We start from the raw sequence: 14,727 nt of genomic DNA, 5'->3' as shown, positions 1-14,727 counted from the left end.
GCTCATTAGATCTAGTGCATTAGATTAGTCATAAGCTGTTATAGTAAAAAACCCACACTGATGTGGGTTTTTTACTATAAATGGCTGCTTTAAAACGCATAACTGGCGATGCCATGCGCGATGAGTTTTCCTTCATCATTGACCAACATCATCCGCGTGGTGCAGCCTTTGCGTCCCATACGAATCACTTCGGCTGTTACCATAAACTCATGGCCGCGACCAGGGGCTAGATAATCAACACGCAAATCGACGGTTGCCATGCGTTTAATTTTTTTGGTCTGCTCTGCAAACGTGCCTTGGTCTCGACGATAGATTTCAAGCATGCCTTCAAGCCCGCCTATGGTATCTAATAGCGTCGCCGTCATACCGCCATGCAAAATCTCAAAATTTGGATTGCCGATGAGGGCTGGATTGGACTTGACCTTGCCATATACTTTGCCATCTTCATAATGATAGGTAGTAAAAGTATGCGCCACAAACGGGCTTTGGGACATGATGTTGGCGAGCTGCTGCCCTAGCACATCAATACCAGGTTTGCTGATGGGGTGATGCTCACTGTCTTCATTGAGCTGCAGTTGCAACTCGTTTGCCAAATCAGAATGCTCGTCATTTTCTTTAGACATTGTGTCAGTCATATTAGTGCTGTCAATCGATGACTGAGCGGCTAATTGATTGGCATTTACAGGGTTTAAACTCACGGCGCCCTCCATGCGTAAGTAGATTGTGGTAAGATGGCTTTTTAAAAAATTATCATTCTAGCAAATTTTGCTTATTTAGCCTTATACAATTTCTGCGTTACTTGATAACGTTAGATAATAAGCTTCACTCGAGAACCAGAGGTCTTCATGAGTTATATTTTTAATCGTTCATTCCCCAATACTCGCTTACGTCGCCTACGTTACAACGATAATATCCGCGCCATGGTGCAAGAAACCAGCATTGAACCCAAGCATCTGATTGCGCCCGTGTTTGTCATTGAGGGTAAACAGCAGCGCCAAGCCGTGGCAAGCATGCCAGGCGTTGAGCGTTTGAGCGTAGACTTGCTAATCGAGTATGCCAAGCAGCTACTCAGTCTAGGCGTTACCACCATTGATTTATTCCCTGTCATTAGCCCAAGCCTTAAATCGCTACAGGCTGAACACGCCTATGATGAGAACGGTCTTGCCTGCACTGCTATCAAAGCAATTAAAGACGCCTTACCTGAGATGGTAGTGATGACTGATGTGGCGCTCGACCCTTATACCAGTCATGGTCAAGATGGTATTGTCGATGACAATGGCTACGTGCTTAATGACATTACTGTTGACATCCTCGCCAAACAAGCCCTGAGCCACGCCCGTGCAGGCGCGGATATCATCTCACCAAGCGATATGATGGATGGTCGTATTGCCGCGCTTCGTCAAGCATTAGATGGAGAAAATTTTATTAATACCGCCATTATGGCGTATTCTGCCAAATACGCGTCTGCGTATTATGGACCGTTTCGTGATGCCGTCGGCAGCGCAGGCAACCTTAAAGGCGGACACAAAAAACAATACCAAATGGATTTTGGTAATCGCGCCGAAGCCCTGCATGAAGTCGCCCTCGACATCCAAGAAGGCGCTGACATGGTAATGGTAAAACCAGGTCAGCCTTATCTTGATTTAGTACGCGAGGTCAAAGACACGTTTGGCGTGCCGACTTATGCGTATCAAGTATCAGGTGAATATGCCATGCACATGGCAGCGATACAAAACGGCTGGTTAAGCGAGGACGTTATTTTGGAATCACTGTTAGGGTTTCGCCGTGCAGGTGCCGACGGTATCTTAACTTATTTTGCAATGACAGCCGCCAAGCAGCTCAATCAATAATGTTGTAAAGTTTGATTAAAACTAAAGGCGACACTGGCTTATCAATCCGTGTCGCCTTTTTTGTGACGTTACACTCGTTAACTTAAAAGCATCGAGCGCGCTAACGAGCGTAATAAAAAGTTACTTAATGTGATAAAGAATAACAAAGCTGCTAACTTTTATTATTTTTTTACCCATTTATTTACTAAATATAAACTTAGTTAATCAGTCAATTTCATGCACAATAAGTTAAAGTAAAGAAGCTAAAGCAAAAATACTAATTCTTATTTATCTATTTACCCGTATTCACTAAGTTTACTAATTTTGGACGAGCCATTTTTAGCGTCTTACAATAATTGATTACTTTTTGGCATTATATTTTTGAGAGAAATAAGCAGATAATGGGGTTCATAACAAATAAAAGACGAGAGTGGTATCTGCTAGCTGATTAATGGAGGATAAGATGATGCGTAATGAACCAATTTCTAATAGTTCGATTGCTAATAGTTCGATTTCTAATAGCCCAATCAAAAACGCCATGATGGCAGTGGCTATGATGTTATTTTTGGCACTCAGCTTTAAACTGTCAAGCGATTTGACAATGGATACTCAGCCATCGATAAGTCCGACTGACGCGGTCGTTAGTACCTTAAATCAGCCGGGCCAACAGGTGGTATTGTCTACCCCTAATTAACCTACCCATAATTAACCTATTTTTATCAATTTAAATAGACCATACGATTAATAAAATATGCAATGAATAAAAGATGCGCTGTGGCATCTTTTTTTTATGGCAGTCATTGACGACCACTGGGTTATCAATTGTTGCACCGATTATTTCTCAAAATTTTACCGCCAACTATGTCCTTATCTTTTGCGCTTTAGACTATAATAGTCGATTGTCCATTTTTTACTGAGCAACTTTTATTAACGGTGGAAGCGACTATGAGCCAATTAAACCCTCGCCAACAAGAAGCCATGCAATATGTCTCTGGACCCTTGCTGGTATTGGCAGGTGCAGGTTCGGGTAAGACATCGGTGATTACCCGTAAAATCGCTTATCTGATTGAAGAGTGCCAAATGCCTGCCGAGCGTATTACCGCGGTCACCTTTACCAACAAAGCGGCTCGCGAGATGAAAGCCCGTGTGCAAAAATTATTGCCGAGTGACAAAACCAAAGGCTTAACTGTCTCGACTTTTCACCAATTTGGCTTGCAGTTTTTACGTTATGAGTTATTGCATACGCCGCTTAAAGGCAATTTTTCCATCATGGATGCTGAAGATAGCAAGCGGTTGTTGATGGATTTGATGGTGCGAGACAACATGAGTGGTGCCGAGAGCCGCGAATTGGTCGGTAAAGCCATCAAAATGATATCCGATTGGAAAAATGACCTTATCCCGCCTGAAAAAGCAGCAGATACGCTCACCGACCCTGAAGATATGCTATTTGCAACGCTGTATCAACTCTACGAGCGTAACCTACGTGCCTACAATGCGGTGGATTTTGATGACTTAATTGTGATGCCGACACGGCTGTTGCAACAAAACACCCAAGTACGTGATAAATGGCAAAATCGCATACGCTATCTATTGGTAGATGAATACCAAGACACCAATACCGCGCAATATGAATTGATTAAACTGCTAGTTGGCGTGCAGCCGCGTTTTACGGTGGTGGGTGATGATGACCAATCCATCTATGCATGGCGTGGGGCAAAACCTGAAAACATGGCACTGCTGCAAGAGGATTTTCCCAAATTAAAAGTGGTTAAGCTTGAGCAAAACTATCGCTCTACGTCACGTATTTTGCACGCTGCCAACTCAGTGATTACCAATAATGAGCATTTATTTGAAAAAAAATTATGGTCAGATAAAGGGCATGGCGAGCTGATTCGGATCATCAATTGTCGTAACGATGATGATGAAGCAGAACGCGTTGCCAAAGAAATCATCACCCACAAACTTCGCAATGCCAATGAATGGCAAGATTATGCGGTACTGTATCGTAGTAACTTTCAGGCGCGGATGTTGGAAGCCCAGCTACGTCAGCTGCAAATTCCTTATAAGTTATCAGGCGGCACGTCGTTCTTTGCCCGTAGCGAAATCAAAGACATTATGAGTTATTTGCGCTTGATTCTAAATCCTGAAGACGACAGTGCCTTTTTACGCATTATCAATACCCCAAAACGTGGGCTTGGACCTGCCAGCCTTGAAAAGCTCGGACTATTTGCCCAAGAACACCAAGTCTCGCTCTTGATGGCAAGTAGTCATAGTGGACTGACGCATGTGTTACCCAAAAAAGCCAGTGGCGAGCTTAAAGAATTTGCTGATTTTATCGAGCGTTATACCCAAGAGCTATACCAGCATCCCGACCCTGTGCCGCTGGTCAAGCAAATGATTGATGAAACTGGCTATATCGATTTGGTACGAAGCGAAGCAAAAACCCCGCAGCAAGAAAAAATTCGTATTGATAATATCGAGACGCTTTACGCCAGTATCCAAAACCTGATTAACCGCGCGGATGATGACGATGATCGCACCATTGATGCAGTCATCCGTAAGCTTGTGTTACTTGATATGCTTGAGCAGCAGCAGGAAGAGGAAAATACCAATAAAGTCAATCTGATGACACTACACGCCGCTAAAGGGCTTGAGTTCGATTATGTCTATATCATGGGACTTGAAGAAGAACTATTACCGCATAAAAACTCCATTATTGCTGAATCCATCGAAGAAGAACGACGCTTGATGTACGTGGGGATTACCCGTGCCCGTAAAGAGCTGACCATGACGCTGGCGGCACAGCGCCGTGCAGGGGGTCAAATGAAAACCACCACCCCTAGCCGATTTATTGACGAATTGCCGACAGAACATATCGATGCCCCTGGCATGAAAAAATCAGTGGCGGCGCACCAACCCAAGAAAACCGCAGAGGATTATTTGGCCAATATTCAGGCGTTACTCAAAAGCAAAGCCGCCAAATAATTACTTGATAATAAACTGCTGCGTAGAAAAAAGGGCGAAAAAGGTAACTTTAAGCCCTTTTTTTATGCAAAAAAGCTTGTATGACAAAGATTTGACCCAACCACCCAAGTAAATGTAACTAAATATTTCTTAAAAAACTGGTGTTTGACAGGAGATGTAACAAAAAATTTCAAATAGGTAGCTTAGTTACCTTTTTGGCAAATTTCATTTCATAACTTAACGTCCGACCTGTTAAACACAGACAGTAATCTAGATTTATTTTGCTATGATGGCTTTAACAAAACAAGCAGGGCAATAACTGGTTGATTAATCAGGGTCAATTAATAACGCTGAGTAGCAACTAGTTATATAGCTAATATTCAAATGAACTTAACTAAAATTTTATATGGCTTGTTGTGATACTTTTCAAAAAACTTCTGAAGGAGAAGACGATGAAAACTTTAAATAAAACCCTTTTAGCTTTAATTGCAGGTACAGTTGTGACTGCAGGTGCAAATGCTGCCCTTTACCAAACCAATACTGTTGGCTACACTGGTCAACCTTATGTAGGTGTCAAAGCGGGTCAATTTAATACTGATGTTGACCGTCTTGATACTGATAACCAAACCGCTTATGGTGTGTATGCAGGTTATAATTTTACCCCTAACTTTGGTGCAGAAGTTGAATATGTAGATTCTTCAAAAGAAGATCTAAAACTTAGCGGTACAAAAGTAGGTGAAATTAGCACTAACACGGCAGGTTTATATGGTACTTATAAATACCAATTTCCAGCATCTAATGTTTACGCCAAAGGTAAATTAGGTTTTGCGCAAACCCAAGTTGATGTTGGTGATGATAAATATGACGAGTCAGGTCTTGCAGGTGGTATCGGTTTAGGGTATAACCTTTCACCAAATGCATCTGTAGAAGCTGAATATACGCGTCTGCCTTCAGTGGACGTAACAAACAATGTTTCAGTTGACTCAGACTTAGTTACTGTCGGTGCTCACTATAAATTCTAATTGAATTGATAGATGAAGATTGAATAAAAAAGAGTAGCTTATGGCTGCTCTTTTTTTTGGTTTCTTTTTTTGGTCAAAAAAACTTACTTTGGTATTCGCTCAGTATCGCGCCATTTAGGTTTATAATATAGTGGTTTTTTTACATTTTTTTATAAATTTAACATAAGTTGGTAAGCATGAAGCAAGTACAAGTCAAGATTTTAAACCCCAAAATTGGTAATGATGATAAATTTCCCCTACCTCATCGCGCCACAGACGGCTCGGCGGGTATAGATTTACGTGCTTGTATCGATGAGCCTATCACTATAAAAGCTGGTGAAAGCCAATTGATTGGTACAGGACTCGCCATTTATATTCAAGACCCTGATTATGTTGGCTTTATCATGCCGCGCTCAGGGCTAGGGCATAAGCATGGTATCGTCCTCGGTAATTTAACAGGCGTGATTGATGCTGATTATCAAGGCGAATTAATGGTCTCTATTTGGAACCGTAGTCAAACCAATTATACGTTACAACCTGGCGAGAAAATGGCGCAGTACTTGGTCTTGCCGATTGTGCGTTCGACTTTTGAGATTGTAGCGGAGTTTTCTGATATCAGCGTACGCGGTGAAGGCGGCTTTGGCTCAACGGGAACCCATTAGTTATTAGCATTTTTTCAGTTCTTTTTAACAATTTATAACAGAGTATTTAATTATTTTGCCAAATTTCAATGCTATGATTTTGGTAGTATAAAATCAGTTAGATGTTTTTTTTATGAATACTCTGTTTATTCATCCTTTCTTTCCGCAAAAATCTCTTTTTAAAGCTTACGATATTCGTGGTGATGTCACTTTATTTACCGATGATTTTGTCTGGTCATTGGCAAGGGCATTTGCCGAGCTTTTTGTCTATGCTCACCAAACCGCGGCAACAACGCCAACGCTAGCGGCAAACAAGCCTACGGTTGTCATCGGGTACGATGCTCGCCACCAAAGCCAAGAGATTGCCAAATATATGGCGTATGCTTGCCAGCAAGCAGGTCTAGTAGTGCAGTGGTTGGGATTGACAACCACGCCGATGATGGCGTTTATGGCTCAGCAATTTTCCGGTAATGGGCTGATGGTCACCGCCAGTCATTCGCAAAAACATATCAATGGCATTAAATGGCTTATCAATCATGAGTCGCCAAGCGGTGATGATGTGCAGCAGCTTTATGAGGCTTTAATTGGCTACAAAGCCATCGTGCCTGAGGACAGGCTTATTGCTGCTATCAGGCAAACTACTTATTCAACGCCCAAGGATTTTTTTGCAGCTTATATTCAGGCTATCGAGCAGGCTTTTACTCACATCAATCAAACCAAACTCACTCAAACCACCTATTTCCATGCCCCACAGCAAATTGTCATCGACTGTATGCATGGTGCGACCAGTGATTTTGCAGAGGCTCTATTTAGCCAGCTTGGCTATTGTTGCATCATGCTAAATGCCTCTCCCGATGGCAATTTTCCCCAAGGCAACCCAGACCCGACGCAGTCCAATCGCTTGACGCAGTTAGTTCAAACAGTCAAAGCTACAGGCTCAGATATTGGCTTGGCTTTTGATGGCGATGGCGATCGGGTGATGGTAATTGATGCACAGGGTCACATGATTAGCCCTGACAATTTGCTTTATCTACTCTCTCGCATTGCCATTGAAGAATTGCCCAGTGCGCATACATCAACTGCTAGAAAAGTCATTTTTGATGTCAAATGCTCGCATCATGTACCCAATCTCATCGCTTCGCATGGCGCCGCCCCGATGATGACCAAAACTGGCAGTAGCTTGATGCGAAAGTCGCTACAAAACAAATCAGACAACGCAATTTTTGCAGGTGAGTTATCAGGGCATTTTATTTTTAACGATGGCTATTTTGTGCTACATGACGACGCCATGTACGCGGCTGCCCGCTTGCTCAATTGGCTGAGCCATCAACCTACCAGTCTTAACGATATCCTAGCGAGTTTGCCCACTTGCATTAGTACGGCGGATATGTATTTACCTATTGCGGATAACCATTATGGTCAAACCGTGATTGCTCGTATCACGGCACTGGGGAAAAAGCCGTTTAAACGGTTAAAATCCTCATTTGCGGTCAAAAATGTCAATACGATTGATGGGTTACGCTTGGATTTTGCGGATGGATTTGGTATTTTACGCAAGTCAAATACGGGCAGTTTTTTGACCGTGCGTTTTTCTGCCAATGACGTTGCTGAGCTGCGGCATATTCAATCTATTTTTGTTGACTTATGTCGTACGATTGATGACAACCTTGCCGAACAAGTCGCACAAATTCAGCCTGTATAAACACCGCTGTTAAAAACGCATTTTAAAAAATGTCTCTAGCAAAATTATATAAGGATTTGAAATGGCATTAGATCTTGAGCAAGCCATGCATACCGCTGACGTATTGACCGAAGCACTACCCTACATCCAGCGTTTTGAAGGTAAAGTGATGGTGGTCAAATACGGCGGCAATGCCATGACTGATCCGATATTAGAGAGTTCTTTTGCCAGAGATATCGTCATGCTAAAAACCGTAGGCATTCATCCCGTAGTTGTCCATGGCGGCGGTCCACAAGTCGATAACTTGCTTAAAGAATTGGGGCGCAGCTCTGACCGCATTGATGGCATGCGAGTGACCGACAAAGCCACCATGGATGTGGTGGAAATGGTACTTGGTGGTAGTGTCAACAAATCTATTGTCAATCTCATCAACAAACACGGTGGTCGTGCTATTGGCTTAACCGGTAAAGATGCCAGTCTCATTCGCGCTAAAAAATTACCGATGACCAAAACGGATGAACAAGGCAACGAACAACAAATTGATTTGGGATTTGTGGGTGATGTGGTCAGCATCAATCGCGATGTGATTGATTTGATGATTGCCTCTAACTTTATTCCTGTCATCGCACCGCTTGGCGTGGATGATGAAGGCAATACTTACAACATTAATGCCGATGTGGTGGCGGGGAAAGTCGCTGAATTCATGCTCGCGGAAAAACTGATTTTACTCACCAACATCAAAGGGGTGCTGGATAAAGAAGGCAATGTTGCCACAGGACTTACCCCTAGCAAGGTGGATGAGATGATTGCCGATGGCACTATCTCTGGCGGCATGATTCCAAAAATCAGCTATGCACTAGAAGCGGTAAAAAATGGGGTAAAAAGTGCAGTGATTGTCGATGGTCGTGTCCCGCATGCGACCTTGTTAGAGGTCTTTACCGATAAAGGCGTTGGCACCCTCATCAGCCGCCATCCTTGAACTAACTTTTGCGTTACTTAGGTTTCTGAGTTGTTTTTGGGTTGCTTTTGGATTAATAAGCCGCTGATTCAGGCGGTTTTTTTTCGCTCATGATATGGGTCAAATATTGGATAGATTTTAGAATTACAACACAAATGTAATTGGTATTTTTTCTAATATTGACTATCATGACTATTTTATTTTGTAAATTTATATAATATTGCAAGCGGCTATAGCAGATAGTAGCAATTATTTGGAGTTCATATTCACGTACCACTTACCAAGGACTATTGGAATGTCGCAAAAATACTTTATGGCTTATTGTAGTGAAATAACGCTGACTGCGGCGTTAAATCAACGTACATTTACCCACATTCTGAACCAATCTATTAAAAATAATACCCGCTCTGGTATCACTGGTTTTTTGCTGTATGATGCGTGTAAGTTTTTTCAGTATTATGAAGGCGATGCGTTAGCGTGTGCAAACTTGCTGCATGTTTTAAGACAAGATAATCGCCATACCCATATCAAACTCATTGGTCAAGGCTATATTTCAAACGCCGTTTTTGACAACTGGTTTATGGGTTGTTTTGATTTATCCAAGCATTCCTATCTCTTTAAACACCATGCTTTTATAGAATCATTTGATGTCTATAGTTGGGGCATGCAAGAAGTCGTCAAGCTGATTGATATCATGTCAGAGCAAAGAATCACTTACATCACGCCGCAACAACCTATCAAATCACTGTTTAGTAAACGCTTTATGCGTATTCGAAATTTCACCCTGCCGTTTCAAGGTTAGTGGCTAATCTCAAATCTACCAAATCGGCAAGTTAAACCAGCTTTACGCTTTATGATAATCAGGAAGTTAAAACGGTATTATTGTCATCTACAAAAATAAAAAACCTATTGATAACAATAGGTTGATTAAAATAAGCATGGCAAACCGATAAGCCGGGTTCTGTCGAGGACGAACATTCATCTAGGCGTATCGTTACCAATACGCTCAAGCAACCTACCCGTGTCCAACGCGGGCAACGCCATACGGACACCTATTTGGTCTTGCTACGAGTGGAGTTTACCTTGCCATGAACTGTTACCAGTCATGCGGTGGGCTCTTACCCCACCCTTTCACCCTTACCTTATTGCTAAGGCGGTCTACTCTCTGCTGCACTTGTCGTAGGCTTACGCCCCCCAGCCGTTAGCTGGCACTCTGCCCTGTGTAGCCCGGACTTTCCTCCCCTTACCCACTGTAAACAGGGGCAAGCAGCGTTCGTCTGGTCTGCCAAGGCAAGCATTATAACAGGCTTTATCTATTTAGTCACGGTCAGCAGGCAACGCATACGTACCGACTGCATGCGCCACAGGTCTGTCATCACCTTCTGAATAAATCAATACATCCCCTACCGCAAGCGTACGCCCGACTTTGATAAGCTGGCATTTGGCGATAAGGTTGGCTTGTGCAGCGGGTTTTCGCAGAAAAGACACGTTAAGATTGGTGGTCACTGCCAATGGTACGATACCGATTTCGCCCAAAATAGCCACATATAGCGCAACATCGGCCACTTTCATCATCACAGGCCCTGATACCGTGCCACCCGGTCGTAACTCATCGTCACCAATAGGATGTGACACAATGGCTTGCCCATTACCCACCGATTCGATGTGGCAGTTGGCTTGGGGGAAAGATTGCTTCAGAAAAGCACTCAGTTCTGCTTTATTGGCGGGCATAGACATTCCTTATCTATAATGGCTTTGTTAAAATTCGACGTTGTGAAAAATAGCGGTTATGAAAATTTATTGACTGGTTTTAGTTTGGGTGATGCGCTCAAATTTGAGCATTAACTGCGCTGGCGTCTCCAGATAGTTCGGATCTCTTGGAATACAATCAGGTACGGGACAAAACAGCGAACACTGCGGCTCATCAAAATGACCGACACACTCGGTACACAGCGCAGGGTCAATTTCATAAATCAACTCGCCCACATAAATCGCATCGTTAGGGCAAAGTGGCTCGCAGACATCGCAGTTGATACATTCATCAGTGATTATTAATGCCATAGCTTTTAAAACGTTCACAAAGAAACGTTTATTTTACCACGACTTACCAACCCTGTTGTTTTTTTCGTTCAAATGCCTCTTCGACACACGGCGGTACAAATTTACTCACATCACCGTCTAATTTGCCAATTTCGCGCACCAGCGTTGATGAGATAAAAGAATATTGCTGCGATGGGGTCAAAAACACCGCTTCAAAGTTTGGGTCTAGTTCACGATTGAGATTGGCGAGCTGAAATTCATACTCAAAATCTGACATCGCCCGCAGTCCACGCAGCACACCTGTGGCTTGTTGATTTTTTGCCAAATCCACCAACAACCCATCAAAGCCAATCACAGATATATTGCTCAAGCCTTTATCATGACAGGCTTTTTCTACCAATCCAATTCGTTCCTCCAAAGTAAATAGCGGTTTTTTATGATGCCCAATCGCCACCGCAACAATCACCTCATCAAACAGGCGGCAAGCGCGCTTAATCAAATCAAGGTGCCCTTTGGTAATTGGGTCAAATGTACCTGGATAGATAATTTTAGTATAAGGCGTGGCAAGTGGCTGGCTGGCTGCTGACATGGCTGTCTCTTTATGATAAATAATGCGCTATTTGGCGCTAACAATATGATTAAAACAAAGATTGCTAGTTTGTTGCTAATCCTAGCAAAATTTTACCCCAATTAACAATCAAATCTCACTATCAATTTGTGTTTAGCGTGTTATCATGACAGCTTTGCAGCATTTTACCCAAAGCCTAATTAAAACTTAGGGTAAAGCCTAGCAATAAAAAACTTAGTAATCCAAAGCCCAATAATCAAAAACTTAAACTTAGTAATCAAAACCGAAGAATTGATTTATTGGGATTTATCGCCATATTAAACGGCTTGTCATACTGATTTATGGCAACACGATTCTTGTAATAAGATTATGGCAATAAGATGATTAAAACACGCTGTGCAGCATTGGGTACGTCCGCGATGTTGCAGTAAGGAAACCTAAATGACTAAAAAACCAAAAATGCCTAGCTTGATTGCTAGCAACAAAAAAGCGCGTCACGAATACTTTATTGAAGAAAGCTTTGAAGCGGGGCTTGAGCTACTCGGCTGGGAAGTCAAATCCATCCGTGCGGGTAAAATGCGTATCACCGAAAGCTATGTGATTTTTAGAGATGGTGAAGCCTTTTTGTTTGGCGCGCACATTCAGCCACTGTTATCGGCATCGACTCACATTGTCGCTGACCCCCTTCGCACCCGTAAGCTGCTACTACACCGCCGCGAGATTGATAAGCTCTTTGGCATGGTCAACCAAAAAGGCCATACCTGTGTAGCGCTCAAAGTGTACTGGAGTCATGGCCGCGTCAAATGCGAAATTGCCCTTGCTAAGGGTAAAAAACTGCACGATAAACGCGCCACCTTAAAAGAGCGTGATTATCAACGCGAAAAACAACGCGGACTGAAAAATCTTGTATGATTAACCAAGACCGCAATTTTGATGATATCAGCGCGCATTTTGAAAAAAAAATATACGGCGGTTTAAAAGGTGAAATTCGCCTTGCCGTGCTGCGCCATGATATCTTTGGCTGGGTAAAGTCATGGCAACAGACACACACCCGCCCCCTTCGCATATTGGATGTAGGTGCAGGCTTGGCGCAAATCAGTATCGAACTTGCCAAAGATGGGCATGACGTCACCATCAATGACATCTCCGCCAATATGCTTGAGATTGCCAAACAAAACGCAGGCGAGGCGACACAAAATATCACCTGGCATACCTGCCCTTATCAGAAATTGGATGATAAATTAACGGGCAAATATGATTTGATTCTTTGCCATGCCGTGCTTGAGTGGTTGGCAGAGCCAAAACTGATTATGGATTTTTTTGATCGGTGGCTTGTCGATGATGGGGCTGAAAAAGGGGTGCTATCGCTGTGTTTTTATAACCCTGCCAGCTTTGTGTATCGTAACTTGGTGATGGGCAATTTTAATCTACTAAATAACAAAGATTTTAAAGCCGATAATGGCAGTTTGACGCCCAATCACCCAGTGGCAAAAGATGAGGTGATTTCTTGGATTAATGATCATCATTACCAAATCTTGCATACCTCAGGATTACGGGTGTTTCATGATTACTCACCGCTCAAGCGTGGTGGACATACCAATCCACAAGCGGTGATTGATATGGAAGTCGCCTATAGCGGGCAAGACCCATATAAATGGCTTGGGCGTTATTTGCATTTTTTGGTCAGCAAAGCTAATTAGTAATAACCCGCTTGCTGCATTGAATCGACTGCCAGCGCTTGTCTTTCGCCATAAAACCTCACTGGTATCTGGCTGACTTCGATATCCCCCCAAGACTTGAGTAAGACCGAGGCTTCGGCATTGGGGTCAATCGGAAAGGTGTTACTTAAACTGGCATACAGCGATTGCTGATCTTTGGCAGCCAGCCATTCAATCAGCCCGAGCGCCAACTCGGTATGCTTGGCGGCATGCGGAATGGCAACGCCTGTGATGTTGGTACTGACGCCGCCGTAGCCCTTATTGATCCATTTGATTTTAATCGGGGTATCGGGATGCGCTTGTAGATAGCGTCCGTAGTGGTTGCTGTTGACTAGACCGATTTGGCATTTGCCGCTTTCTATGGCCTTTAGCACTTCACTGTCATCCAGCAGCACGGGCACGCTTAGATTGGCAAGCCAGCCTTGCATCACTTCTTGGGTGCGTTTATCGCCCAAATTATTGATGAGATTGACCACCAGTGATTGATTAGGGATGTATTTGCCTTGGCTTAGGCACAGTTTTTGTGACCATTTAACTTTGGCCAAGTCGGCATAGCTTGAGATATCATTGGTATGGAGTACACGACTATCATACACCGCAGTACGCGCGTAGCTAGATAATGCAATCCAATTGCCATCAGGATCACGATAACGCTCTGGGACATGCGCCACTGCTTTTTCGGCATTAAAGGGTTGTAATAGCCCCTCTTCGACTGCGGTACTAAAAATACCCGCATCTTCAGTCAAAATCACATCTGCAGGGCTATTGGCGCCCTCTGCTTTTAACCGTGCCAAAATTGACATTGGTTCATCTTGCACGATATGAATCGGCACATTGATTTGCCTAGCATAGCTAGTTAATAACGGCTCAAGCGCCGCTTTGTCAATCGAGGTGTAAATCGTGAGTTGGTTGGGCACTGCTGCAGTTGTACTCGCAATACTTGCATTTGGCGTCGCATTGGTATTACTGGCATTATTGCCATTAGCGCTCGAAGCGGTGGTCGAAGCCGATTGTGACGTTGGGGATGGCGGCGCCGATGACGGAGTACAGGCAGTTAGCGCACCCGATATACTGACCAGGGTAATTAACAAGGCGCTGATGGCTGATGATTGCGCATTGACATTTGTACGCACCTTATGCCCCATCATACAACCCATCACATCACTTGCTTTCAACACAGCTTAACCTTCTTCAACAGCTTTGCCTGACCATCGCTCAATGGATGATGGCTAAATACATCATCGCTAAATAGAGCGCCTAAAAAACTTTGGATGATTATAGCATTTTGCCCCAAGATAATTCTTAAAAAAACTTTGAATTGACGGGT

15 protein-coding genes and 1 other RNA gene are annotated in these 14,727 nt (G+C 43.3%); 10 read left to right on the top strand and 6 right to left on the bottom strand.

From position 1 onward, the window contains the following. Nucleotides 1-89: 89 nt before the first annotated feature. Nucleotides 90-698, bottom strand: a complete 609-nt coding sequence (locus ACAM39_RS03205) for a thioesterase family protein (RefSeq protein WP_369628204.1) — start codon at nucleotides 696-698, stop codon at nucleotides 90-92. A 147-nt stretch (nucleotides 699-845) separates the two neighbouring features. Between ACAM39_RS03205 and hemB the strand changes: the two genes are divergently transcribed. The 8 genes from hemB to ACAM39_RS03165 all read left to right on the top strand — a co-directional run bounded on the left by hemB (nucleotide 846) and on the right by ACAM39_RS03165 (nucleotide 9,876). Continuing rightward, a complete protein-coding gene (gene hemB, locus ACAM39_RS03200) occupies nucleotides 846-1,850 on the top strand; it encodes a porphobilinogen synthase (RefSeq protein WP_313013231.1) in 1,005 nt (334 codons plus the stop codon). 442 nt (nucleotides 1,851-2,292) lie between these two features. Continuing rightward, nucleotides 2,293-2,523, top strand: coding sequence for a hypothetical protein (locus ACAM39_RS03195; protein WP_369628203.1), 231 nt, complete (start codon nucleotides 2,293-2,295; stop codon nucleotides 2,521-2,523). Between the two features lie 251 nt (nucleotides 2,524-2,774). Next, nucleotides 2,775-4,814 carry a UvrD-helicase domain-containing protein gene (locus tag ACAM39_RS03190; RefSeq protein ID WP_369628202.1) on the top strand — a complete coding sequence of 680 codons (2,040 nt, stop codon included), beginning with the start codon at nucleotides 2,775-2,777 and terminating at the stop codon, nucleotides 4,812-4,814. A 431-nt stretch (nucleotides 4,815-5,245) separates the two neighbouring features. Then, entirely contained in the window at nucleotides 5,246-5,815 is a 570-nt protein-coding gene (locus tag ACAM39_RS03185; protein ID WP_369628201.1) for a porin family protein, read from the top strand. Nucleotides 5,816-5,991: 176 nt separating this feature from the next. Beyond that, a complete protein-coding gene (dut, locus tag ACAM39_RS03180; RefSeq protein ID WP_369628200.1) occupies nucleotides 5,992-6,456 on the top strand; it encodes a dUTP diphosphatase in 465 nt (154 codons plus the stop codon). A 112-nt stretch (nucleotides 6,457-6,568) separates the two neighbouring features. Further along, the gene (locus ACAM39_RS03175) at nucleotides 6,569-8,137 is read left to right on the top strand and encodes a phosphomannomutase/phosphoglucomutase (RefSeq protein ID WP_369628199.1); all 1,569 of its coding nucleotides are present in this window, start codon (nucleotides 6,569-6,571) and stop codon (nucleotides 8,135-8,137) included. A gap of 61 nt (nucleotides 8,138-8,198) precedes the next feature. Continuing rightward, nucleotides 8,199-9,095 carry an acetylglutamate kinase gene (argB, locus tag ACAM39_RS03170; RefSeq protein WP_100269645.1) on the top strand — a complete coding sequence of 299 codons (897 nt, stop codon included), beginning with the start codon at nucleotides 8,199-8,201 and terminating at the stop codon, nucleotides 9,093-9,095. A gap of 274 nt (nucleotides 9,096-9,369) precedes the next feature. Continuing rightward, nucleotides 9,370-9,876, top strand: a complete 507-nt coding sequence (locus tag ACAM39_RS03165) for a BLUF domain-containing protein (protein WP_369628198.1) — start codon at nucleotides 9,370-9,372, stop codon at nucleotides 9,874-9,876. Between the two features lie 132 nt (nucleotides 9,877-10,008). Here ACAM39_RS03165 and rnpB read toward each other — a convergent pair. From rnpB to coaD, 4 genes are all read right to left on the bottom strand, one after another. Then, nucleotides 10,009-10,363, bottom strand: an RNA gene (gene rnpB, locus ACAM39_RS03160) — RNase P RNA component class A. Nucleotides 10,364-10,391: 28 nt separating this feature from the next. Further along, nucleotides 10,392-10,805 carry a PaaI family thioesterase gene (locus ACAM39_RS03155; RefSeq protein ID WP_065252345.1) on the bottom strand — a complete coding sequence of 138 codons (414 nt, stop codon included), beginning with the start codon at nucleotides 10,803-10,805 and terminating at the stop codon, nucleotides 10,392-10,394. A gap of 66 nt (nucleotides 10,806-10,871) precedes the next feature. Further along, entirely contained in the window at nucleotides 10,872-11,135 is a 264-nt protein-coding gene (locus tag ACAM39_RS03150; protein WP_313013250.1) for a YfhL family 4Fe-4S dicluster ferredoxin, read from the bottom strand. A 43-nt stretch (nucleotides 11,136-11,178) separates the two neighbouring features. Beyond that, nucleotides 11,179-11,703, bottom strand: a complete 525-nt coding sequence (gene coaD / locus ACAM39_RS03145; RefSeq protein ID WP_135888323.1) for a pantetheine-phosphate adenylyltransferase — start codon at nucleotides 11,701-11,703, stop codon at nucleotides 11,179-11,181. A 420-nt stretch (nucleotides 11,704-12,123) separates the two neighbouring features. Here coaD and smpB point away from each other — a divergent pair, with 420 nt between their 5' ends. Beyond that, nucleotides 12,124-12,594, top strand: a complete 471-nt coding sequence (gene smpB, locus ACAM39_RS03140; RefSeq protein WP_007115442.1) for an SsrA-binding protein SmpB — start codon at nucleotides 12,124-12,126, stop codon at nucleotides 12,592-12,594. Beyond that, nucleotides 12,591-13,382: a methyltransferase domain-containing protein gene (locus ACAM39_RS03135; protein WP_369628197.1), complete on the top strand. Its 792-nt coding sequence runs from the start codon at nucleotides 12,591-12,593 to the stop codon at nucleotides 13,380-13,382. The genes smpB and ACAM39_RS03135 overlap by 4 nt, the downstream gene beginning before the upstream one ends. Here the strand turns inward: ACAM39_RS03135 and ACAM39_RS03130 are convergent. After that, nucleotides 13,379-14,578 carry an extracellular solute-binding protein gene (locus ACAM39_RS03130; RefSeq protein ID WP_369628196.1) on the bottom strand — a complete coding sequence of 400 codons (1,200 nt, stop codon included), beginning with the start codon at nucleotides 14,576-14,578 and terminating at the stop codon, nucleotides 13,379-13,381. The two genes, ACAM39_RS03135 and ACAM39_RS03130, sit on opposite strands and share 4 nt — an antisense overlap. Nucleotides 14,579-14,727: the final 149 nt, after the last annotated feature.

This window comes from Moraxella sp. K02 (assembly GCF_041154755.1).
GTDB lineage: Bacteria > Pseudomonadota > Gammaproteobacteria > Pseudomonadales > Moraxellaceae > Faucicola.
This window is presented reverse-complemented; position numbering and strand designations above follow the sequence as displayed.